A 21,795-nucleotide genomic window follows, 5' to 3' on the forward strand; every position below is an offset into this window, starting at 1 on the left:
TATCGGGGGTTTCTTGACCTTGAAGTTTTAAGTTACGACCAGCGCCGAAAGATGAGCGACGTATTAACCCCGCCAAAAGCGAAGTTGTTGTTCATCACATACTGGCAGCTCATCTGGCGGAACTCGCCGCGCAGGTAGTCCAGTTCGCCGCAGCGTGGATCGATGTCGTCGAGGTTGAAAGTGTGCGCGTACTCGTCGCTGTTCATCATTTCGATGCTGAACCAGGACTCCAGTGCACCGCAGGCACCCAGGGTGTGACCGAGAAAGCTCTTCTGCGAGCTGATCGGCATGTGGCTGCCGAACAGGCTGTTGGTGGCCAGGGTTTCTGCGATGTCACCCTGCTCGGTGGCGGTGCCGTGGCCGTTCACGTAGCCGATGGCCGAGGGTTCCAGGCCTGCGTCTTCGAGTGCCAGCTCCATGGCTCGACGCATGGTGGTCTGCTCGGGACGGGTGGCGTGCTGGCCGTCGGCGTTGCTGCCAAAACCAACGATTTCGGCGTAAATGTGCGCACCGCGGGCCAGCGCGTGTTCGAGTTCTTCGAGCACCAGCATGCCGCCGCCTTCGCCGATCACCAGGCCATCGCGCGCACTGTCGTAAGGCCGGGGGCTGGTTTTCGGGGCGTCGTTTTTCAGGCTGGTGGCGTAGAGCGCGTCAAACACCATGGCTTCGGTCGGGCACAGCTCTTCGGCGCCGCCGGCGAGCATCAGCGGCAGGCGGCCGAACTTGATCGCCTCGTAGGCATAACCGATGCCCTGGCTGCCACTGGTGCAGGCGCTGGAGGTCGGGATCAAGCGCCCGGTGAGGCCAAAGAAAATACTGATATTGGCCGCCGTGGTGTGCGGCATCATCCGCACGTAGGAGTTGGCGTTCAGGCCTTCAGCCACCGAATTGAGCAGCATCTTGCCGAAGGCTTTTATCTCCTCGGTGCTGCCGGTGGATGAGCCGCAGGACACGCCCATGCGGCCGTCCTTGATCGACTCGTCACCGAGCAGTCCGGCATCGGCCAGTGCCCGTTCTGCCGCGCCGACCGCCAGCCGGGAAACCCGGCCCATGCTGCGCAACTGCTTGCGGGTCCAGTGGCTCGGGACGGTGAAGTCATCGATGGGACCGGCCAGGCGCGTGTTCAGTTCGATGAAACGATCCCACTCGTCCATGCGGCGGATGCCACTGCGATTGGCCTTGAAGTTAGCGCGAATGGTCTCCCAGTCGCTGCCCAACGAGGTGATGCCGGCCATGCCGGTGACGACGACACGTTTCATCAGCACAGGCCTCCGTTGACGGCCAGCACCTGCCGGGTGATATAGCCTGCTTCGGCGGACATCAGGAAATTCACCGCACCGGCCACCTCTTCAGGGGTGCCCATGCGTTGTGCGGGAATCATTTTCAGCAGTTCTTCCACGGGGACGTTTTCGTCGAGCATCGCGGTGTCGATCAGTCCTGGCGCAACGCAGTTGACGGTGATCTTGCGTTTGCCCAGTTCGATCGCCAGGGCCTTGGCGGCACCGATCAACCCGGCCTTGGAGGCGCTGTAGTTGACCTGCCCACGGTTGCCGATCAACCCGGAAACCGAGGTGATGCACACGATCCGCCCGGCGGCGCGACGACGAATCATCGGCATCATCACCGGGTGCAACACGTTATAAAAACCGTCGAGGTTGGTGCGCATCACCACGTCCCAGTCGTCCTCGCTCAGGGCCGGGAAGGCACCGTCGCGGGTCAGGCCGGCGTTGAGCACCACGCCGTAATAGGCGCCGTGGGTTTCCACGTCGGCTTCGAGATGTGCCTTGCAGCTGGCGCGATCCGATACGTCGAATTGCAGGATGCGCGCACGGCGCCCCAATGCTTCGATTTCGGCCTGAACGGCTTCGGCGTCGCTGCGACCGCTACGGCAATGCAGCACCAGATCAAAGCCGGCCTGGGCCAGGCGTAGTGCGATGGCGCGGCCGATACCACGGCTGGAACCGGTGACCAGTACGGATTCAGTCAAGACTGGACTCCAGTAGTGCTAGAAGAAGAGTGGGATTCATGTAGGTAGTGAGCCGACTGAGGTGGGCAGAACACATTCAGACGGGCCGTGGCATGAATGCCGGGTGCCGTCAGGTGGCATTCGAAAACGCCCATGCCGTTGTCGTCTTCGAGCGAACGCAGGGCGTGGATCGTCAGTTCGCTGCCGACCGGGAAGTGTTCCACATTACATTCAAATTTACGCGTGCCGAGCAGGAATCCAAGCTCAACCGGATTGCCTCGCTCGCGTGCGCGACAGCCGGCGTACGCTGCCACGCTTTGCGCCATCAGCTCGATGCCGACCCAGGCCGGCAAGCTGCCGTCGGGCTGGTTGAACAGGCCGCCGGGCTTGACGGTGAGGCGGGTGTGAATCTGTTCTTCGTCGAACGACAGCACGTGATCGATAAGGATCATGTCGCCCGCGTGGGGCAGCAGTTCGGCGAGAGGCCAATCAATCATTGGGCGTCTCCGATAATCAGGCTGACGTTGTTGCCACCAAAGGCAAAGGAGTTACTCATCAGGCAACGTGCAGTGCGTTGTTCCAGGCGATCAGCGGCGGTCACAAAATTCAGCGCTGGCAGCTGCGGGTCGGGCTGGCCGTCCCAGACCTGCGGTGGCAGCGCGTGTCGGGTGTTTTCGCGGCTCAGGCTCAACCAGCAGAACGCCGCTTCCAGCGCCCCGGCCGCGCCGAGGGTGTGGCCGGTCATGGGTTTGGTTGACGAGCAGGGCACGCCTGCCGGGAACAGGCTGTTGACGGCCAGGCTTTCCATGGCGTCGTTGTGTTGGGTGGCGGTGCCGTGCAGGTTCAGGTAGTTGATCCGCTCAGGCGCTAAACCGGCGCTGCGCAGGGCCTTGTTCATCGCTTGCAGGGCACCGCGCCCACTGGGTTCCGGGGCGGAAATATGGTGCGCGTCGGAGCTGGCACCGCTGCCCAGCAGGGCAATCGGTTGGCTGCTGCCGAGGTGTTTGCTCATCAAGAAAAGTACCGCCGCTTCGCCGATGTTGATGCCGTTGCGATTGACCGAGAACGGATTGCAGCGCTGCTCGGACACCGCATCCAGCGCCGAAAAACCGTTGAGGGTCAGTTTGCACAGACTGTCGACGCCGCCGCACAGCACGGCATCACACACACCAAGGTCGAGCAAGCGCTGGGCACTCAACAAGGCGCGGGCGCTGGAGGTGCAGGCCGTGGAAATCACGTAGGCCGGACCGCTCAGTTGCAGCCAGTCGGCGAGGAAATTCGCCGGGGCGCCAAGTTCCTGTTGTTGGTAGTCGTAGCCAGGCGGGAACTGACCGTCGCGGATGTACTGGGCAATCCCGCGACTGGCTTCGTCGATGCCCGAGGTGCTGGTGCCCAGGACGATGCCGATGCGTCCACGGCCATAGGTTTGAATGGCCAGTTCGATGTCTTCGCGGATTTGCAGCGCGGCGTCCAGCAGCAACTGATTGTTGCGGGTGTTGTGCTGGTTCAGCGCCGCCGGGATCGCGGGCAACTCACCGTGTACCGCCGCCACCGGCAGCGAACGCTCTGGCACCCAGCCGGCCTCGACACGGATCCCCGAGCAGTCGCCGGCAAACAGCTTGCGGGCCACTTCGTGTTTGTTGCGGCCCAGGCTGCAGATCAGCCCGAGGGCGTTCAGGTAGGCCGTCATGGTGCGGTCTCGGCGGTCAGCGGGGTAACGTGATAGTTCAGCTGTTCGGGCAGCGTCAGCACGAAGTCCGACGGGGTTCGATACAGCACCTGCCAATGCGGTGTCAGCGAGCGTAAAGCGGCATGACGCCGGGCAGCAGGATAATTATTGAGCAACTCGGCCTCCGGTGTCAGGGCGAACAACAACGCCGCAAACAACTGGCGCGCTTCCGGGTTGGGCGGCAGCAAGCCGTCGGCCTGCCACTGGTTGTCGACCAGGCGCTGGCGAGCCACAGGAATGCCCAAAGGGTCCATCAGCGACCAGCGAATACCGGCACCTTCGTGCTGGATTACCAGTAACCAGTCCTGGCGCTGATCGGCCCGTTGTCGCTCGACATGCAATTGCAGCGGCAAGGCCAGTGTCGGGTTGCGCTCGGGCAGCGGCGGCTGGCTGGCGCAAGCACTCAGCAGCAGGGCACAGCACACGAGCAGGAGGCGAATCATTAGCGGCTACCTTCGAGCGGTTTACGGGCAACCACGTTGACCAGGGTTTCTTCCCGTTGGCCAAGCGGTTTTGGGCGGCGCAATCCAAAGCGTTCGAGCAGGCCGAAGTCCTTCGCGCGACTCCACCATAGATAAGGGTAGGACACGTTTTGCAGGCCGAATTCAAAACCCTGCTGGCGAATCATCTGCAAATAGCCGTCGGCGCTCTTTTGCACGTGCATCGGGTGGCGGAACAACCAGCGAATCACCCAGGTGTCGATGTAGGCTTCGGTGGACTCGGCAAACATCAGATAGCCGCCCGGCCTGAGCACCCGATAGAACTCGGCGAGGGCCTTTTCCTGTTCCACCAGATGGTGAAAGGTCTGGTGGCAGAACAGCAAATCGACGCTGGCGTCCGGCAGCTTGAGGGTCGCGCAATCGCTGCCGATCAGTTCGACGTCGATGTTCTGGCGCTGCGCCTCTTCGCCGCTGAGCATCAGGCTGTGCGGGTCGGCGTCGAGGCCGATCAGTCGTTGCGGAGCAAACACCTGATGCAGGTACTGGAACGACTTGCCCTGACCGCAACCGGCGTCCAGTAGCACCGGATGGCTCGGCAGCGCTTCGCTGAACAAGCTGCGCAGGTCGTTGATGGCCACCCGCAGCACGTGGTGCTGCCAGGTGAAGCTGCGCAGGAACCAGAACCCGAAGCGGGTTTCTTCAACGTAACTGTCGCTGAGGTACTGTTGTTCGGTGTCACTCACGTTGCATCACTCGCACAAATCTCCGAGAGCATGCGCAACCGGCGCTTGGGCTCGCTGACGAACGGATTGCGTTCGTCCCAGGCGTAACCGGCGAGGATCGCGCTGATCATCCGACGGATCTCCGGAGCGCTGCCAGGGTGGTAGATCACATCCTGGAAGGTCCCGGCGTACCAGCCTTCGACGTAGCAGCGGAAGGTATCGACACCACGCTTCAGTGGCACGGCAAACTCGCGTTGCCAGTCCACACTTTCGCCTTGCAGCTGTCGATGCAGAACGCTGGCGGCCATGCTCGCCGAACGCATTGCGATGGTCACGCCGGAGGAAAACACCGGATCGAGGAATTCTGCGGCGTTGCCGAGCAAGGCGAAGCCTGGGCCGTGCAAGGTTTTGACGTTGGCCGAGTAGCCGCCGATGGTCCGCGCGGGCGTGTCCCAATGGGCGTTTTTCAGCACCTTGGCCAAGCTCGGGGTTTCGGCGATGAAGCCACGCAGGCATTCGTCGAGATCGTCGCCGCGACCATTGAAGTGTTCGGCCGCAGCAACCACGCCCACCGAGCAGCGACCCTGGCTGAACGGGATGGTCCAGAACCAGATGTCGCGGTGGATCGGGTGGGTGGTGATGAGGATCTTTTCACGGTCGAAGTGCGGGCCTTCGATGTGGTCTTCGACGTGGGTGAACACGGCCTGGCGCAGCGGGAAGTTCGACGGTGCTTCAAGGTCGAGCAGGCGCGGCAAGACGCGGCCGTAGCCGCTGGCATCGAGCACGAAGTTGGCTTCCAGACGGTATTCGCTGCCATCTTCACGACGAGCACTGAGCTGGGGTTTTGCCAGTTCGAAGTTGGCACTGATGATCGTCTCACCGTAACGGATTTCCACGCCTTGCAGCGCTGCCTGATCGGCTAGCAGCTTGTCGAAATCAGCGCGCTGGACCTGAAAGGTGGTCGGCTTGCCGTTGCTGAAGGTGTCACCGAAATCGAACGTGCTGTAGCGCTCGCCCCAGGCGAATGCCGCACCGTTTTTCAGCTGAAAACCGGCGGCTTGTACCGCTTCGAGCATGCCGGCTTCTTCGACGAAGTCCAGGCAGTGCGAGAGCAGGCTTTCGCCGATGGAAAACCGCGGAAAGTGCTGACGTTCAATGATCAGCACGTCATGGCCGTTACGCTTGAGCAGCGCGGCGGCGATGGCGCCCGATGGGCCGGCACCGATAACGATGACCTGGCGACGTTCCGTATCAACTGTTGGCACTGGAGCTCCTGGCCGGGGCGGCGAGCGGTGAGGGGATTCGGTGCACGCCGGCGAGTGCCGGCAGCAGTGTTGCGATCAAACCCATCAGCATCAGCGCGAAATACAGCGCGGGACTGATCAGCTGTTGTTGCAGCAGCAGATTGAGAAAGACGATCTCGCTCAAGCCGCGAATGTTCAACAGCAGACTTTCGCGCCAGCGGTTGGCGCCGACAAACGATGTTCCGGCCCAACCGAGGCCGAGCCAGTTACCCAGCAGTTTGCTGGCGATAGGAAACACCAGCAGCGCGCCGAGCTGCATCCAGCCGAGGCTGTCCATGGCGCTGTGCACGTTGATCTGCACAATGCCGAAGGTCAGGATCAGCGGGATTGCGATGCCGTTCTGCAAGCGACTCATCCAGGCTGCCGATAACGGTAGCACCAGCGGTAGTTTGAGGGCAGCCATGCACAACAGATAACCGATGCCGAAAATCAGCGCATTGAGTTTGAAGTGCTCCGCCACCACCAGCAGCGCGAAGAAGCCCAGGCTGTGTAGCAGCGGCTGACGCAACCCGAGCACACGCAGCAGCAACGGCAGGCAGGCGCCGGCCAGCGGCAGCAACAGGCTGCTCAGGTGCAGGCTGCCTTGGGCGAACGCGAACAGGCTCCAGCAGGTCAGGTCGATGAGGATTGCGGTTTGCACCAGTCGGCGGGTTGCGGCGGGTGGATAGTTGATGTGCCGCAGGTACAGATACAGCACCGGGATCGCCGTGATCGCGAACAACAGACCGACTGCCAGCGAACTCAACCATGGTTGATCCGGCAGCAGCCAAATGGCTGTCGCCAGACCACAGATGAACGGAATGCCGAAACTCGGCAGGGCGATTTTCAGGCTCTGGCGATCCAGTTTCAGGTCGATCACATCGCTGAGGATATGCCCCAGCAACAGCGCGAAACTCAGGCTGTAGAGGTTTTTCAGCCACTCTGGCGAGACCAGCTCGACACCGCTCAACTGCCAGTACGGTTCAATCCAGAAATACATCAACAGCGGCAGGCCGAAGGTCGCCAGCAACAACTGGCTGACAATCGGAATCAAACCGAAACGACGCCCGACGCGAGTCGCCACCGCGAACAACGCCAGGGCCAGCAGCCAGAACAGCGCGATCATCATGCTGCCGGCTCCGTAACCGGCGCGGCGTGCGCCGAAGGTTTGGCCCACGGCGCGAGGATGAAACTGAAGGCCAGCCCGAGGCTCACCGAAAGACCGAAGTTGCTCACCGCCGGGGTGTTGGAAATCGCCAGCAGACCAAACGACAGCCACGTGGTCGCTGCCGCCAGCAGCGTGCCCAGCAAGCTTACGGCAGCACCGCCGATCTGCTCGCGCATGAGGATCGCGTAATCGACACTGATTGCCGTCACCAGCAGCAGCCCGAAGACACTGAACAGCGTCAGCGGCTGCCCCAGCCAACCGAGGCTGGCCAGGCTGCACAAGGCCGCCAGTAATGGCAGCGCGACGAGCCGCAGGGCGCCGCCAAAACCGAAGGGCAGAATCAGCAGCAACACGATCAATGCGCAGGACATCAGTTTCAGTTCAGCCGCGCTGATTTGGGTGGCGGCGAAGACCTTGTTCAGGTCGTCCAGACGATCCACCAACTGCACACCCGGCAAGTCCAGCGCTTGCACCCGCAGCAGCGCGGTATCGTTCAAGCCTTGCAGGCTGACCATCGCCGCCACGCCGTCACCCGAGGCACCCAGCCATAGCGGGCGCCATGGCTCGGCCAAGGGCCCGACCAGCGCTGCGTCGATGTCTTCGACCGGCAAGGCCTGCAACTGCGTCAGCTCGGCTTGCAGTGCGCTGGCCGGGATGCCGAGGTCGAGCAACGGTTGCCAGAATGCCGGGAGTTTATTCAGCGCTTCGCGAACCTGTTGCTGCTCGGAAGGCAGGCTGACCAGTTGGCTCAGCGCCAGGTAGCCTTTGAGCTTGTCCAGATTGACCAACTGATCCAGGCGGTCGCTGAGAGCTTTCTGGCGCTCGAGCAGTTGCTGCTGGCTGGCCGCGCGCACCAGGAAGAACTGGCTGGTGGGTTGATAGCCGGTGATCCGCGCAATGGTCTGCGCTTCGTTCATCAATTGCGGCGGCGCGCTGACCCACTGACGGATGTCGTTTTTTGTGGTCAGGTGCCACAGGCCTCCCGCACAAAAGGCCAGGACCAACACCAGCAGGACCGAACTGCGCACGCGTTTGAGCAGCGCTGCACGCACGTTCACCAAAAACTCGGCCACCCGCAGCGGCCACTGCGCGGGTCGCAGGTCCGTACCCTTGAGCAGCGCTGGCAACAGGCAAACCGCCGACAGGTAGGCGCCGAGCAGACCGGCGGCAGAGAACACGGCAATCTGGGTCAGCGCCGGGAACGGTGTCCAGGCAAGTGCCAGATAACCGATGCAACTGGTGGCCAGGCTCAGGGTCAGCCCCGGCAAGGTCACGCGCAGTGCAGGCCAGCTGTGCCAGGGTTTCAGGCTCCAGCTCTTGGACAGGTAATGCAACGGATAGTCGACCGCAACGCCGATCAGACTCGACCCGAGCACCAGGGTCATCACGTGCATATGGCCAAACAGTGCGACGCAGGCCACCGAACCAAACAGCATGCCGACCAGCACGGGGATGAAGGCCAGCAGCACGCGGAATCTGCGGAATGCCAGCAACAGCAGCAACAGGATGCCGGCGGTGGCACCACCGCCGACCCAGGTAATTTCGCGGGTCGCTTGCTGTTGACCGTTGGCGGCGTACAGCAGGCCACTGGCGGCGAGTAGTTGCACATCGGCCTGCGCGGCTTCTTCGCGGCTGTGCTTGAGCAGCTCGGCGACCTTCAGCGGCAGCTGCATGTCGAACGCGTTGCCGCTGGTGCGGGCTCGCAGCATGACCCAGCTTTTGCCGTCGGCATCGGCGACCAATGTGCCGCTGCCAATGTCCAGTTGCACTGAGCCATGCTGCGGCTGGCTGTTTTGAATGCGCCCGGTCAGGCCCAGCCAGTCATCCTGGCTCGGCACCAGGCTGAAACCGGTAAAGGGGTCGAACAGCGCTTGCACGCGCTGCTGGATGAAGGCTTGCGGTTGCTCGATCAGTTGTTGCCGATCGGCGGCCGAGAGCATCGCCAACCGACCTTGCAATAGCTGCGTGCGCAACGCGGGCAAGTCGGCTTGCAGGTTCCATTGGACTTTCTCGAACAGTCCACTGGCCAGCCACTGTTCGCCGAGTTTCTGCGTCATGGCGATGGCTTGCTGGCGATCGGCGTGGCCGACCAGTACCAGCATTTCGCGGTTCAGCGGTTCCTGCATGCGCTGTTCGGCCTTGAGCTCCAGCGCATCCGGCGCGGTGCCCGGTACCAGATCCATCAGGTTGGCTGACAGCGGTGCGCCGTCGTGCCATTGCCAGCCGGCGAGTGCGAGCACTGCCACCAGCAGGGTCAGAAATAGCCGTGGAAGCATCCGTTCACTCGGCAAAGTCATGTTGCTCCGCATCGCTCAATGGGTTGGCGCTGGTGGTGTCCTGCATGCGCAAAACGGTTCTGTCACCCTGGGTCTCCAGCAACTCGATGCGTTGCACCAGTTCGCCGCCGTCGATGTTGATCTGATTGAACACTTGCTTGAGCAGCATCGAACGCGGGGTCAGCGTGAGCTTCCAGTGCTGCGCTTCGCCGCTCAGCGACAACTCGAAATCCCGCTGCAGCCCGCTGCTGTCACCTTGCAGTACCGCGAGGAAGATGCGGTTCTGCTCGGCGCCGGCGCTTTTGCCCGGCAGCATTTGCCAGCCACTGCTGTCACGCCGCGCGATGCCCTTGGTGCTGATCCGGTAATCCTGTTGCAGCGGCGTCTTGAGCAACCACAGCAAACCGTGATCCTTGGCCAGCACGAACGAGCCCTTGCTGGTCAGCGGTTGCGGCAGGGCCCGCAGGTGTTTTTCCTGAATGAAACTGCCGTGGATCACGCTGGGTTTGGCCAGTTGATCGCTCAGCTGTTGCAGGTCGAAGGCGTTAGCCAGCGATGAAAAGCCGAGCAACATGAGGCTCGCGACAATCGCGTAGCAGCTGGCGAAGCCTGCGTTCGGCCGCGTAGCGGTCGTAATCCGGGCTACCCGGTTTTCCCGCAAGATCGCGGTTTCAGGTTTTACGACCGCTTCGCGGCCGAACGCAGCCTGGCGGCAGCTGCTACGAAGGCGTCGCGTCAGCATCCAGAACTTCATGGCAACATCCTCTCGACCGCATCGGTAAACACCTTCGGCGACGCCAGTTGCATCTCGCGGCTGGCGACGTGCACGGCGACCTGTACGGAGCTTGCGCGGGTCAGGCGTTCACCGGTGGCGAGGTCGCTGATCAGGTAGCTGATCTTCAGGCGGTTTTCCCATTCCACCAGGCTGGCGCGGACGTTGAGCGTCTGGCCGAACACCGCGCCGCGCACATAACGCAGTTGCAGGTCGATCACCGGCCACGCGTAGCCGGATGCCTGCATGGCGGTGTAGTTGTGGCCGAGCTGGTCGAGCAGGGCGCAGCGGGCGACTTCCAGGTACTTCACGTAATGGCCGTGCCAGACCACGTTCATCGAATCGACGTCGAAGAACGGCACAAGGATTTGCGTATCGGCGTGAAGCACTCCCTTGCTACGCATGCAGCCTCCAGTGTTGTTCGGCGATGCGTTGTAGACACAGGCGCAATTCACCTTCCAGGGCGCGGTCTTCAATGACCGGCGCAAAATCCTTGGCGAGCTCTGCGTGCATCGCCGCCAGCGCCGGCGGCAATGGCCGGGCGTCTTCTGCCTGGCTGCGCAACCAGACACCTTGATTGGCCGCCAACAGGGTCGCGGCGGCAACCTGTTCGGTCAGCTCCAGCACACGGATCGCGTCGCGGGCAGCGATGGTGCCCATGCTCACTTTGTCCTGGTTGTGGCATTCGGTGGAGCGTGAGAACACGCTGGCCGGCATGGTGTTTTTCAACGCTTCGGCGGTCCAGGCGCTGGTGCCGATCTGCACCGCTTTAAAGCCGTGGTTGAGCATCGCGCGCTCGGCGCTGGCGCCCGACAGGTTGCTCGGCAAACCGTGGTTGTAGCGTTCATCCACCAGCAGCGCGAGCTGACGGTCGAGCAGGTCGGCAACGTTGGCGACGAGGTTTTTCAGGCTGTCCATGGCGAAGGCGATGTGCCCGCCGTAGAAGTGCCCGCCGTGCAGCACGCGTTCGGCTTCGGCGTCGATGATCGGGTTGTCGTTGGCGCTGTTGAGTTCGATCTCGATGAACGAACGCAGCCAGTTCAGGCTGTCGGCCAACACACCGAGCACATGCGGCGCGCAGCGCAGCGAATAGCGGTCTTGCAGGCGATGCAGCGGCGCAGTCGGGGCGTCGATCGCCAGATCCTTGCGCAACCACGCGGCCACCTGCATCTGGCCCGGGTGAGGCTTGGTGGCGAACAGGCGCTCGTCGAAGTGCTCCGGGTTACCTTGCAGGGCGACCACGTTCAGCGCAGTGATACGCGTGGCCAGTTGCAGCAGGTAGTCGGCACGGGCGAAGGCGAGGCAGGCGAGGCCGGTCATTACCGCCGTGCCGTTCATCAGCGCCAGCGCTTCCTTGGGTCGCAGCACCAGCGGCTCCCAGCCGAGTTCGCGATGGACGTCGGCAGCCTGTCGGCGCTCGCCCTTGAACAGCACTTCGCGCTCGCCGGACAAAGTGGCGGCCACGTACGACAGCGGCGTCAGGTCACCGCTGGCGCCCACCGAGCCCTCTTCCGGGATCAGCGGCAGAATGTCGTGTTCGAGGAAGGCGTGCAGGCGTTCCAGCAGCTCGATACGCACCCCGGACACGCCGTGGCACAGCGACTGCAATCGCGCCGCAAGCACCGCACGGGTGGCCTGGGCGTCGAGCAGTTTGCCCAGGCCGCAACCGTGGAAGGTGTACAGATGACGCGGCAGCGCTTCGACATGATGCAGCGGCACCGCGACCACGCAGGAATCGCCGTAACCGGTGGTCACGCCGTAGATCACGCCTTCCTTGTCCAGCAACGAATCGAGAAACCGCGCGCCCTTGGCGATGCGTTCACGGTATTCGCTGTCGTTTTGCAGTTGCACGGGCGCCTGACGGTTGGCCAGGGCCAGCACGTCTTCGATGCGCAAAGGGAGTTCGCCGAAGGTTACCGGCTCAAGCAGATGCGTCGTCATCGGTCTTCCAGAATGGGTAAAAGTTGAACCATTGTTGGGGCGCCTCAAGGCAGCACTGGCCGAGGCGTTCGGCGTAGCGCGTAGCCCATTGGTGAATCACTTGCTCGCGGTCGCTGCGCTTCCACACCACCGCGTCGGTGAAGGGCTCGATGATCAGTCGATAGTCGCCCGTTGGTTTCTTCAGGCACATCAGAAAATTCACCGGGCACTTCAACAGGCCGGCCAGCAGCCACGGACCTTGGGGGAACGCGGCCGAATGACCGAGGAAGTCCACCGTCACGCTGCGCCCGCCGTGCAGCGGCACGCGGTCGCCGGCAATCGCCAGCCACTCGCCGCGCTCCAGGCGCTGGCTCAGTTGCAGCATGATCACCGGGTCCAGTTCGCTGACCTGGATCAGCCGCAGATTGGTCGCGCCCGCTTCGCCCAGCAGGCGATTGAAACGCTCGGCGTGTTTGGTGTGCACCAGCACGTTCATGGTGACCCTCTCACCGAGTTCGGCAAGGGCCCGGCAGACTTCGAGGTTGCCCAGGTGAGCGCCCACCAGCATCTGCCCGCGTGTGCCGCGCAATTGATTGCGCAACAGCGCCGGGTCGATGATTTCGATCTGTTCGATGCTCAACTTGCCGTTCCACACGTCGAGCTTGTCGAGCATGGAGTCGGCGAAGGCCATGAACTGGCCAAACACCCGCCAATGAGACGGGCGCAACTCGGTGCGGCCGCTCCAGTCGGCGAGGCGCTGCTGGTATTGCCAGGCGCTGTGGCGGGCGCTGCGACCGAACAGGAAAAAATACAGGACGATGCCGTACAGCAGCGGGCTCAACAGCCGACGCCCGAGCACTTTTGCGCAAAATGCGGTGAATTTCATCAACCAGAAACTGCCGCGTTCCTTGTGATCGGCCCAGTGCTCGTTGTCTGCATTGATGCTCATGTTCGCCACCGTCGCCAAAGAATGACCGGCGCCCGTAACAGCATGCCGAAGAACAGGCGGGTGTGCATGCTCGTAATCAGCACGTTGTCGCGAAACAGCCGAAAATGCGAGACGCCATCCTGGGGGTAGTGAACCTTGGTGTGCAGCCAGTGCATCGGCAGATTGCGCCAGGCCAGGCGCACGATGATGTCAGTGTCAAAGTCCATGCGATTGCCGATCTTCACCGAATTGATCAGCGCCAGTGTCGGCGGCAACGGGTAGAGGCGAAAACCGCACATGGAGTCGCGAATCTGCAACGAAAGGGTGTTGATCCAGACCATGACGTGCGTCAGGTAGCGGGCGTACAAACGCCCCTTCGGCACACTGGCGTCGTACAGCGGGTAGCCGCAGATCAGCGCGTCGGGTTGGACGCGTGACTGTTCGATGAAGGTCCGAACGTCACTGAGGTCGTGCTGACCATCGGCGTCCACCTGCAAGGCGTGGCTGAAGCCCAGGCGCGAGGCTTCGCGAAACCCGCTCATGACCGCGCCGCCCTTGCCCTGGTTGACGGCGAGTTTGATCAGGAAAACCTGGTCGCGCTGGGCCAGTTGCTCAAGCACCGCCGCGCAGGCCGGACTGCTGGCGTCATCCACCAGAATGCATGGCAGATGGTTGGCGAGCAGCGCGTCGACCACGTTGGTGACGGCGGCTTCGTGGTTGTAGACCGGGATCACGGCGCAGGGGTTATGCATATTGGCGTACACCTGAAGGGCCTGGGTGCCTGCATCGCGAGCAAGCTCGCTCCCACATTGAATCGTGGTCAGCCTCCCATGTTATATCCGGCACAACTCTAGTGTGGGAGCGAGCTTGCTCGCGATCGAGTGCAAAGCACTCACCAGGATTAAACATGCGCAACCTCCAGCAAAATTCGTCCACTGGAGCAGGTAGCCGTCTCATTGCGATAGGTGAAATACAATTTGCTGCGCAGTGGGTCGAAGCGCAGGTGCAGCTGGATTTCGTCGCCGGGGCGCACCAATTGCTGGAACTTCAGCACTTCCATGCCGGCAAACTTTACCGGCAGCTCCATCAAGTGTTGGCCCAGGTTCAGCGCCCACTCGACTTGCACCACGCCCGGCAATACGGGCGTCTGCGGGAAGTGGCCGCTGAAGTAGGCGAGGTCCGGCGGTATCGCCAGTTGCAGGCTCCACTCGCCGTCGGCTTCGACCTGTTCCAATACGTGCGGCGCCTTTGGGCGGGGCGCCAGCAGCAAGGCTTCTACCTCGGCTTGCGGTAGTTTGCCCTGGGCGTTCAGCGGCAGTTGACGCAGCAACCGCCAGCGGCGCGGCAGGGCCAGGGTTTCGCAATGTTGGCTCAAGTGCTGACGCAGTTCCTGGGTCAGCGTACGCCGCCCCTGATTACGCAACGCATGCAGACCTTGTTCGCTCAGCACCAGCAAGGCACCCAGCGAGGCGCGGTTTTCCTGAACCACGCCGAGGCGCGCTTCAGCGACCCAGTCGTGGGCCATCAGCGCCTGTTCCAGCATGGGCAGCGAGATACGTTTTTCTTCCAGCTTGACGATCCGGTCCAGCCGTCCGAGCAGTTCGAAACGACCGTCGGCGGCGATGCGCGCGGCGTCGGCGGTGTGTTCAACGTGGTCGACCGGCAAGTACTGCGAGGCGATGAGCAGGGCTCCGTCACTGTCCTGGCTCAGCACCACATCGGCAAAGGGCTGCCAGAGATCGTCGCCCTGACGCCAGGCAATGCCACCGGTTTCCGAGCTGCCGAGAATCTCTGTCGGCCATTGTTGCAGGCGTGCGTGCAAGCGTTGTGCAGCCTCGGCCGGCAACGCGCCACCGGAGGAAAACACTCGGCGGACTGCGCTCAAGGCCGGCCAGTCGAGGTTGTCGCCCATGCGCTTGAGCAGCGCCGGGCTGGCAACCCAGGCGAAGGCCGGGTGTTCGCGGCTGGTACGCTGCAAGTCTTCCGGGAACGCCAGTTGCCGGCGTACGAACGGACGCCCGGCGCACAGCGGCCACAGCACCCGAAACAGCAATCCATAGATGTGCTGCGTGCCGACGCTGCCGATGATGCAGGCGTTGCCCAGGTCCGCGCCCCACAAGTGCTCCAGCGCCTGAACTTCATTGGCCAGTTGCCGCAGGGTTTTTTCGATGCGCTTGGGTTCGCCGCTGGAGCCGGACGTGCACAGGCTCAGGTGGCAGTGATCGAGATCCAGTTCGGCGGCAGCCAGCGGCGCCTGCTGGAAGTCAGTCAGGTGTGCGTCGTCCGCCAGATCGGTCAGCCATAGATCGACCGCCGTCGACCAGCGCAGACGGGTCTGGGGTTGCAGATCGGCAGGCAGCAGCACGCTGACCCCGGCACGCCAGGCGCCGAGCAGGGCGATGGCCAGTTGCGCGGCGTCTTCCAGGTGCACGGCGATGCGCGTTACACCTTGCGCTTGCAGGCCGGCGGCGAGGCGCAGGGCCTGTTCACACAGATCGGCGTGATTGAGCGCGGGATCCGTCGTGACGGCACGCGCAGGTAGTGCCTTGAGCAACAGTTGCTCAAGTTTTATCCAATTCATGGGTGGCCTCGTACCCGTTGTCGTATGAGCCATTCAATGGCAAACAGCAAACCCATTAACCCGTAGGAGATCAGGCCGGTGTACAACATCCACCAACTCAGCGGCGCCCAAAGGGTCAGGGCGGCGGCGAGCAAACCGTTACAGAGGAAAAACACACTCCAGGCGATCGTCACCTGGCGGGTATAAACAATGGCCTTGTCCGGCAGATTCGGTTCGCGCAAACGCGCCAGCCGCTCGATCATCGGTTGCCCGAACTTCAGGCTCAGGCCAAACAGCGCCAGCATGAAACCGCTCATCAACACCGGGTACCAGCGCAGCAACACAGGGCTGTCGAACAGCGCCAGCAGCAGGCAAAACGCAATGGCGACCACCGCCATCCAGACGCTGCCAGGGCGCCGTTCGCCCAGCAGCGCGCGGGCCAGCCACAATCCACCCAGCAACAGACCGAACTGCCACGGGGCAAAATGTTCCATGCCGAAATACACCGCAAAGGGGTACAGCAGGCCCGCCAGCAGCAGGCCGAGGCCGATCAGTCGGCTCATGCGGCCGGTTGAACCAGACGGTAGACCGCCTCGACCACGTCGCCGACGGTACGCACCGACTTGAACTCTTCAGCGGCGATTTTCTTGCCGGTCTGGCGTTTGATGTGATCGATCAGGTCGACGGCATCAATGCTGTCGATTTCCAGGTCCTGATACAGGTTGGCGTCCAGGGTCACGCGTTCGGGTTCCAGCTCAAAGAGTTCGACCAGGGCATCACGCAGGGTGTTGAAGATGTCGTCACGAGTTTGCATGGTCCGGTCTCAAGCTGCCTGTTTTGCAGTGACGAACGCCGCAAGGCTCGCCACGTTGGTGAAGTGACCACGGGTGTCATTGGCTTCGGCGTCAATTTTGATGCCGTACTTTTTCTGGATCGCCAGGCCGAGCTCCAACGCGTCGACCGAGTCCAGGCCCAGGCCTTCGCCAAATAGCGTCTGCTCGTCGCCGATGTCCTGCACGCCGATGTCTTCGAGGCCAAGGGCGTCAATGATCAACAGTTTTATCTCAAGCTTCAGATCGCTCATCTTCGGCGAGCTCCTTAATAAAGTAATGGTGAAAATAGTCGTTGAGCTTGCGCGAGGCCTGAGGTGCAGGGCCCAGCGCTGCGAAGGCCTGTGGGTCTATATCGGCCCCGACACGGAAACTGAAGTGCACGCGACGTTTGGGGATCCGATACCAAGGCTCGGCCTTGGTCAGGGTCGTGGGGTTGACCTTGATAACCACCGGGGTGACGATTCTCGCACCGCGCAGGGCGATTGCCGCGGCGCCCCGATGAAAGGCCGGTGGCTGGCCGGGTTGGGTGCGCGTGCCTTCGGGAAAGATGATCAGGGTCTGGTCGCTTTTCAGCGCGTCGGCAGCAGCGTCGAGCATGTCCATGCTGCCGTCGTTGCTGATGTACCCGGTGCGGCGTAGCGGGCCACGTGTGAAAGGATTTTCCCAGAGGCTTTTCTTGACCACGCAGTTGGCATGGGGCACCAGGCCGATCAGAAACACGACATCGATCAACGAGGGATGATTGGCGATGATCATCTGCCCCGGACGGCCGAGGTTTTCCGCACCCTGGATGTCGTAGGTCAGCACGCCTGTGCGGGCCATGAACCGGACAAAGGAGCGGAATATCCGGCTGACAATATGCCGCGTTCGTTGCCGATGGGCCTGGGCATCGCCCGGCAGGCAGCCGAGCACCGGGAGAATCACCAGTCGCAGGCACAGCCCACCCAACCCGAAAAGGGTGAAGCTCAAGGCAGTGGCCAGCAGGCGCCAGTAATAGGCGTCGCGGTTTTTATCGGTTACTGGTTGCGTTGCCAGGTCCATACACGATTTTTCCAGGCATGTTGGCAGGTGGTCTGCTGGCCGAGCAGCGTACTCAACAGATTCAGCGCATGGGGCCAATGGGGTTTGGACAACGTATCCGTGGTGCTGTTCAGAGACAGCTGCCACTGATTTCCGGGCGTGATCAACAGGCCGACCGCGTACGGGAACGGCACATCGTCGATCCAGTTCGAGTAGGCTTGCGGCGGTTGCTCTTCAGTGATCACCAGCAGTACCGCCGGCGCGCCTTCTTCAAGCAGCGCCGCAGTCTCTAGCATGCCGTGTTCAAGGCCATCGCCGGCTGCGGCGAGGGCGGTCATTTCGCTGGTTTCGCCACGCATGATCGACCACAGGCCGATGACGGCGTTGTGCACCGACAGGCTGAACTGAGTCGGCGACAGCGGCTGATCGGCGGCCAGGTCGTTGAGAATCTCGAAGGTGCGTGGGGTTTCGCCGTGACGAGAAATGAAGACTAACGGTAGCTGTTCGTGACCCTCGGCCAACGGCCAGCCGACACTAAAGGCCATCCGCGCCAGACGGCTGAGTCGCCGACGTTGCATGGCCGGCAAAAACGATACGTCGGGGGCGGCATCGCTGTTCTCGAGCACGACCGGTTGTCGGCTCCAGGCTTGCCAATCGTCCACGCTTTCGAGCCCAGGGGCCCAAGCGCGCCATTGGGCGATATTGAATTTGATCACTGAAAATTCATCCCGCCCCTGCGGGCTTCCATGACGCGGTGAGTCGATTGACCGGCGACTGACCCGGCATGACGCTACCGCCGAGTGGCGCGCATTATCCCGGTGCGGCGGGCTTTCAGCAAATACTGGCCCCATTTTGTTCGGTGTGCCATGCCGTTTATCCGCGAAAAAGCTGTCGTTTTGCCATTATCCGGTTTTTTACAGACGTGTCTGTCAGTTGATTCATCACTCAAAGAGCGAAGTCGGTCGGTTTTTTTTGCTGAGATTGCAGCTGACTGTGCAGTCCGACTGCCAACGAGGTAGCGAAGCTGCGGGGTCGGCAACTACACTCGGTCATTCTTTGATACACGGAGGTTTTGACATGCGGCGCGTGGTGTTCAATCAGAAAGGTGGCGTGGGCAAATCCAGTATTGCCTGCAATCTGGCGGCGGTCAGCGCCAGTGAGGGCTATCGCACCCTGCTGGTGGATCTCGATGCCCAGGCCAACTCCACTCAGTACCTGACGGGTTTGACCGGCAGCGACATCCCTATGGGCATTGCCGACTTCTTCAAGCAAACCCTGTCGTCCGGGCCGTTTTCGAAGAAGAACCAGGTCGATATCTACGAAACCCCGTTCGACAACCTGCACGTGGTCACCGCCACCGCGGAGCTTGCCGACCTGCAGCCCAAGCTTGAGGCCAAACACAAGATCAACAAACTGCGCAAACTGCTCGACGAACTGGCCGAAGACTACGACCGGATCTACCTCGACACCCCGCCAGCGTTGAACTTCTACGCGGTGTCGGCGTTGATTGCCGCCGATCGGGTGCTGATTCCCTTCGACTGCGACAGCTTCTCCCGTCAGGCGCTGTACGGCCTGCTGGCGGAAATCGAAGAGTTGAAGGAAGACCACAACGAAGAGCTGCAAGTCGAAGGCATCGTGGTCAACCAGTTCCAGGCCCGCGCGAGCCTGCCGCAGCAGATGCTCGACGAACTGATCGCCGAAGGCCTGCCGGTGCTACCGGTGTACCTGGGCAGCTCGGTGCGCATGCGCGAATCCCACCAGGCCAACATGCCACTGATCCACCTCGACCCCCGACACAAACTGACCCAACAATTCGTCGAACTGCACAACCTGCTGGAAAACACCTGATCCTTACAGACAACGCAGCACCCATGTGGGAGCGAGCTTGCTCGCGATAGCGGCCTGACAGCCAACATCTCCTTTCAATGTCACGCCCTCATCGCGAGCAAGCTCGCTCCCACATTTAGTTCAGGGTGACTTTGAGATCGTCGTCAGATTCCCTGACTACGCAACCAGCTCATCAACTGCGGCAACGGAAACGCCCCGCTCTGACGCGCCACTTCCCGACCATTCTTGAACAGAATCAAACTCGGAATCGAGCGAATCCCCAACTGCGCCGACAACTGCTGATTCGCCTCGCTGTCCAGCTTGGCCAACCGACATTTGCCCGCCAACTGCCCCGCCGCCTGCTCGAACACCGGCGCAAACGACTTGCACGGCCCACACCAATCCGCCCACACATCCACCAGCAACGGCAGATCACCCTTGATCTGACTGGCGTAATCGCCTTGCTTCAATTCAAAGGGTTTGTTCAGCAGAACGTCGGCTTTGCAGCGCCCGCACTTGGGATGATCGCCCAGGCGCTCGGCGGGGATGCGGTTAAGGCCGTTGCAGTGGGGGCAGGGGATGAGCAGTGGGTCGGACATCGGAGAGCTCCGTAGAGGCGAGGCAGAGTTTTAGTAGTTGGAGGCTGGCGGCGCAGATATCAAGCTCAATGGCACCCTTACGCTAAACCACTCTGGCACTGCTGATGGCGCCAATGGCCGCGTCATAGTCCACACCGCTGAGTTGTGCCGTGTAGTGCTCTCGTAACTCGCTTTCCCAGCTCAGTACCCGATCAAGAATGGTTTCGGCGCCCTGTTGATCAAGTCCGAAATGTTCATGGTGGCTGAGGATGTTTTGCCGGCTGATCAGCGTCCCTTCGTTACCCAGTGCCATAGCCATCGTGGCGGGTGACTCATGTGGCGATGGGACCACGTCATACATCGGCGAAAGGCGCCAGGAACCGTCACGCCAGATAATGGCCAGGTTCTTGGCGTGTGCATCGTCATTGCCAACCAGAACGTGGAAGCACATTTGAATGTAGAACTGCTCCAGATCTTCCAGAGGTACGCCGCGCCTGCGCATTTCATCGGCAACACCGGCATAGCGCCAGCGGCTGTGATCAGTCGAAGACCAGTCAGCATCCAGCAGCGTCAGTGCACTGAGCATCGGGACCCTGTGCATGCGGCCGTTGACTTCAACCCGATCAAAACGGTCCACCAACAACGTGGAACGTACATCGGTGATCAATCGTGTTCTCGCGGTGTGGATACCTTTTGACGCTGCAAACGTCATGCACGCGTGTTCGATCGCCGGGATGTCGACGGTATCGAAGCGATCCCGAGCCTTGGCCAGTACCCATGTATTGCCATCGCGCAGTGTGCGTTTGGGTCGGGCACCACCAAGGGAAGAACGCTGACGGACCAACAGGATTTTCTGCCGGTCAGGGTCGATAAGCTGATGGCTTTGAATGATATCGGCGGTATCGATGAAGTCCCCGAGCCCTTGCAGTGACGGGATCGGTTCACCTCCAATACCCGGTGGAGCTGTTCGTGCAGTTCCGGCCATCAGGTTGCCGGAACGGTCGTTGTTAGGCGATCTGAGCAGCATCTCGATAGGCGTCATGGCTTGACCATGCAGAGACTTGAGCAACTGTTCGCCCCATGAATCGGGCATGCAATCGCGTATGAATCCCGGAATGCCGTTGTTGGTCGTTACCCGAAACACCTGATCGCTCGGCGGATAACGAATCGGATCTGGCACCCAATCGTTTTCCGCAAGGTAGGCGGGCGAGTAAACGAACTCACCACTTCCGCTGCGGCCCATGCTCAACCGTCCCAAAGTAACCGTCTCGGCGGTGAGTGGGTGCTCCATGTAGATGTATGCCGCAGGGGTATTCATCAGAAACTCTCTTCGGTCACGCGCTTGATACGCACTCGCTGACTCTTCAGTTCAGGGGCTTTTTTGCTGATTGGCTCGTCGTTGAATACTTCTGAAAGAAGGCCCAGATGCCATAACACCAGCATGAAGGTGCGCAGCTCAACGACGGGGTCGCCAGCCTCGATTTTGCCTAGTGTGCCTGCTGCTACGCCGACCAGTTTGGCGAGGTCTTTCTGCCTAAGGCCGCGTTCCTGGCGTCGTTTTTTGGCCTGGAGGCCTATTTTGATAAGGCTTTCAGCGCAGTCGAGTGGAAAAAAAGTGCTCATTAGGCTTTGCCAAAGTGGTCTTTAAGTTAGTTAAGCAACAGTATAGAAGGTCCTAATGATGCGCAAGGAAGGATAGGAATGCTCAGATCGGTGTGTCGTCGCTTGTAGCGGGACAAAGTCCAGCACCCATGGGAGAGAAGAGCTCCTTTC

At 61.5% G+C, this 21,795-nt stretch carries 24 protein-coding genes; 1 reads left to right on the forward strand and 23 read right to left on the reverse strand.

Annotated elements, in window-relative coordinates:
- Positions 1-32 precede the first annotated feature (32 nt).
- The 20 genes from AC1DIG_RS24340 to AC1DIG_RS24435 all read right to left on the reverse strand — a co-directional run bounded on the left by AC1DIG_RS24340 (position 33) and on the right by AC1DIG_RS24435 (position 18,333).
- Complete coding sequence (locus AC1DIG_RS24340) at positions 33-1,259, reverse strand: beta-ketoacyl-ACP synthase (RefSeq protein ID WP_477769351.1); 1,227 nt, start codon at positions 1,257-1,259, stop codon at positions 33-35.
- Entirely contained in the window at positions 1,259-1,987 is a 729-nt protein-coding gene (gene fabG / locus AC1DIG_RS24345) for a 3-oxoacyl-ACP reductase FabG (protein WP_054595253.1), read from the reverse strand. Before fabG ends, AC1DIG_RS24340 begins: the two co-directional genes overlap by 1 nt.
- Positions 1,984-2,463 carry a hotdog family protein gene (locus tag AC1DIG_RS24350; RefSeq protein ID WP_477769352.1) on the reverse strand — a complete coding sequence of 160 codons (480 nt, stop codon included), beginning with the start codon at positions 2,461-2,463 and terminating at the stop codon, positions 1,984-1,986. Before AC1DIG_RS24350 ends, fabG begins: the two co-directional genes overlap by 4 nt.
- On the reverse strand, positions 2,460-3,656 hold the full coding sequence (locus AC1DIG_RS24355; RefSeq protein ID WP_477769353.1) for a beta-ketoacyl-[acyl-carrier-protein] synthase family protein: 1,197 nt from the start codon (positions 3,654-3,656) through the stop codon (positions 2,460-2,462). The genes AC1DIG_RS24350 and AC1DIG_RS24355 overlap by 4 nt, the downstream gene beginning before the upstream one ends.
- A complete protein-coding gene (locus AC1DIG_RS24360) occupies positions 3,653-4,138 on the reverse strand; it encodes a hypothetical protein (protein ID WP_477769354.1) in 486 nt (161 codons plus the stop codon). The genes AC1DIG_RS24355 and AC1DIG_RS24360 overlap by 4 nt, the downstream gene beginning before the upstream one ends.
- Positions 4,138-4,878 (reverse strand): class I SAM-dependent methyltransferase, encoded by a 741-nt coding sequence (locus AC1DIG_RS24365; protein ID WP_477769355.1) that lies wholly within the window; start codon positions 4,876-4,878, stop codon positions 4,138-4,140. The genes AC1DIG_RS24360 and AC1DIG_RS24365 overlap by 1 nt, the downstream gene beginning before the upstream one ends.
- Positions 4,875-6,122, reverse strand: coding sequence for an NAD(P)/FAD-dependent oxidoreductase (locus tag AC1DIG_RS24370; RefSeq protein ID WP_477769356.1), 1,248 nt, complete (start codon positions 6,120-6,122; stop codon positions 4,875-4,877). Before AC1DIG_RS24370 ends, AC1DIG_RS24365 begins: the two co-directional genes overlap by 4 nt.
- Positions 6,109-7,269 (reverse strand): cation:proton antiporter, encoded by a 1,161-nt coding sequence (locus AC1DIG_RS24375; protein WP_477769357.1) that lies wholly within the window; start codon positions 7,267-7,269, stop codon positions 6,109-6,111. Before AC1DIG_RS24375 ends, AC1DIG_RS24370 begins: the two co-directional genes overlap by 14 nt.
- Positions 7,266-9,605: an MMPL family transporter gene (locus tag AC1DIG_RS24380; protein ID WP_477769358.1), complete on the reverse strand. Its 2,340-nt coding sequence runs from the start codon at positions 9,603-9,605 to the stop codon at positions 7,266-7,268. The genes AC1DIG_RS24375 and AC1DIG_RS24380 overlap by 4 nt, the downstream gene beginning before the upstream one ends.
- A complete protein-coding gene (locus AC1DIG_RS24385) occupies positions 9,589-10,158 on the reverse strand; it encodes an outer membrane lipoprotein carrier protein LolA (protein ID WP_477769405.1) in 570 nt (189 codons plus the stop codon). Before AC1DIG_RS24385 ends, AC1DIG_RS24380 begins: the two co-directional genes overlap by 17 nt.
- A gap of 176 nt (positions 10,159-10,334) precedes the next feature.
- Positions 10,335-10,760 carry an acyl-CoA thioesterase gene (locus AC1DIG_RS24390; protein WP_477769359.1) on the reverse strand — a complete coding sequence of 142 codons (426 nt, stop codon included), beginning with the start codon at positions 10,758-10,760 and terminating at the stop codon, positions 10,335-10,337.
- Positions 10,753-12,297, reverse strand: coding sequence for an HAL/PAL/TAL family ammonia-lyase (locus AC1DIG_RS24395; protein ID WP_103317160.1), 1,545 nt, complete (start codon positions 12,295-12,297; stop codon positions 10,753-10,755). Before AC1DIG_RS24395 ends, AC1DIG_RS24390 begins: the two co-directional genes overlap by 8 nt.
- Positions 12,278-13,225: an LpxL/LpxP family acyltransferase gene (locus AC1DIG_RS24400; RefSeq protein WP_477769360.1), complete on the reverse strand. Its 948-nt coding sequence runs from the start codon at positions 13,223-13,225 to the stop codon at positions 12,278-12,280. Before AC1DIG_RS24400 ends, AC1DIG_RS24395 begins: the two co-directional genes overlap by 20 nt.
- On the reverse strand, positions 13,222-13,956 hold the full coding sequence (locus AC1DIG_RS24405; RefSeq protein WP_477769361.1) for a glycosyltransferase family 2 protein: 735 nt from the start codon (positions 13,954-13,956) through the stop codon (positions 13,222-13,224). The genes AC1DIG_RS24400 and AC1DIG_RS24405 overlap by 4 nt, the downstream gene beginning before the upstream one ends.
- A gap of 149 nt (positions 13,957-14,105) precedes the next feature.
- The gene (locus AC1DIG_RS24410) at positions 14,106-15,785 is read right to left on the reverse strand and encodes an ApeI family dehydratase (RefSeq protein ID WP_477769362.1); all 1,680 of its coding nucleotides are present in this window, start codon (positions 15,783-15,785) and stop codon (positions 14,106-14,108) included.
- A complete protein-coding gene (locus tag AC1DIG_RS24415) occupies positions 15,782-16,327 on the reverse strand; it encodes a COG4648 family protein (RefSeq protein WP_477769363.1) in 546 nt (181 codons plus the stop codon). The genes AC1DIG_RS24410 and AC1DIG_RS24415 overlap by 4 nt, the downstream gene beginning before the upstream one ends.
- On the reverse strand, positions 16,324-16,578 hold the full coding sequence (locus AC1DIG_RS24420; RefSeq protein WP_054595266.1) for an acyl carrier protein: 255 nt from the start codon (positions 16,576-16,578) through the stop codon (positions 16,324-16,326). Before AC1DIG_RS24420 ends, AC1DIG_RS24415 begins: the two co-directional genes overlap by 4 nt.
- Before the next feature lie 9 nt (positions 16,579-16,587).
- Positions 16,588-16,848: a phosphopantetheine-binding protein gene (locus AC1DIG_RS24425; protein ID WP_103317168.1), complete on the reverse strand. Its 261-nt coding sequence runs from the start codon at positions 16,846-16,848 to the stop codon at positions 16,588-16,590.
- Complete coding sequence (locus tag AC1DIG_RS24430) at positions 16,829-17,638, reverse strand: lysophospholipid acyltransferase family protein (protein ID WP_477769364.1); 810 nt, start codon at positions 17,636-17,638, stop codon at positions 16,829-16,831. The genes AC1DIG_RS24425 and AC1DIG_RS24430 overlap by 20 nt, the downstream gene beginning before the upstream one ends.
- Positions 17,614-18,333, reverse strand: a complete 720-nt coding sequence (locus AC1DIG_RS24435; protein WP_477769365.1) for a beta-ketoacyl synthase chain length factor — start codon at positions 18,331-18,333, stop codon at positions 17,614-17,616. Before AC1DIG_RS24435 ends, AC1DIG_RS24430 begins: the two co-directional genes overlap by 25 nt.
- Positions 18,334-18,694: 361 nt before the next feature.
- Between AC1DIG_RS24435 and AC1DIG_RS24440 the strand changes: the two genes are divergently transcribed.
- The gene (locus tag AC1DIG_RS24440; RefSeq protein ID WP_477769366.1) at positions 18,695-19,465 is read left to right on the forward strand and encodes a ParA family protein; all 771 of its coding nucleotides are present in this window, start codon (positions 18,695-18,697) and stop codon (positions 19,463-19,465) included.
- A gap of 143 nt (positions 19,466-19,608) precedes the next feature.
- Here AC1DIG_RS24440 and trxC read toward each other — a convergent pair whose 3' ends face one another.
- From trxC to AC1DIG_RS24455, 3 genes are all read right to left on the reverse strand, one after another.
- Complete coding sequence (gene trxC, locus AC1DIG_RS24445) at positions 19,609-20,043, reverse strand: thioredoxin TrxC (protein WP_477769367.1); 435 nt, start codon at positions 20,041-20,043, stop codon at positions 19,609-19,611.
- Positions 20,044-20,125: 82 nt separating this feature from the next.
- Positions 20,126-21,340 carry a type II toxin-antitoxin system HipA family toxin gene (locus tag AC1DIG_RS24450; RefSeq protein ID WP_477769368.1) on the reverse strand — a complete coding sequence of 405 codons (1,215 nt, stop codon included), beginning with the start codon at positions 21,338-21,340 and terminating at the stop codon, positions 20,126-20,128.
- The gene (locus tag AC1DIG_RS24455; protein ID WP_477769369.1) at positions 21,340-21,645 is read right to left on the reverse strand and encodes a helix-turn-helix transcriptional regulator; all 306 of its coding nucleotides are present in this window, start codon (positions 21,643-21,645) and stop codon (positions 21,340-21,342) included. Before AC1DIG_RS24455 ends, AC1DIG_RS24450 begins: the two co-directional genes overlap by 1 nt.
- Between the last annotated feature and the right edge of the window lie 150 nt (positions 21,646-21,795).

It is taken from the genome of Pseudomonas sp. 05N431, assembly GCF_056397005.1.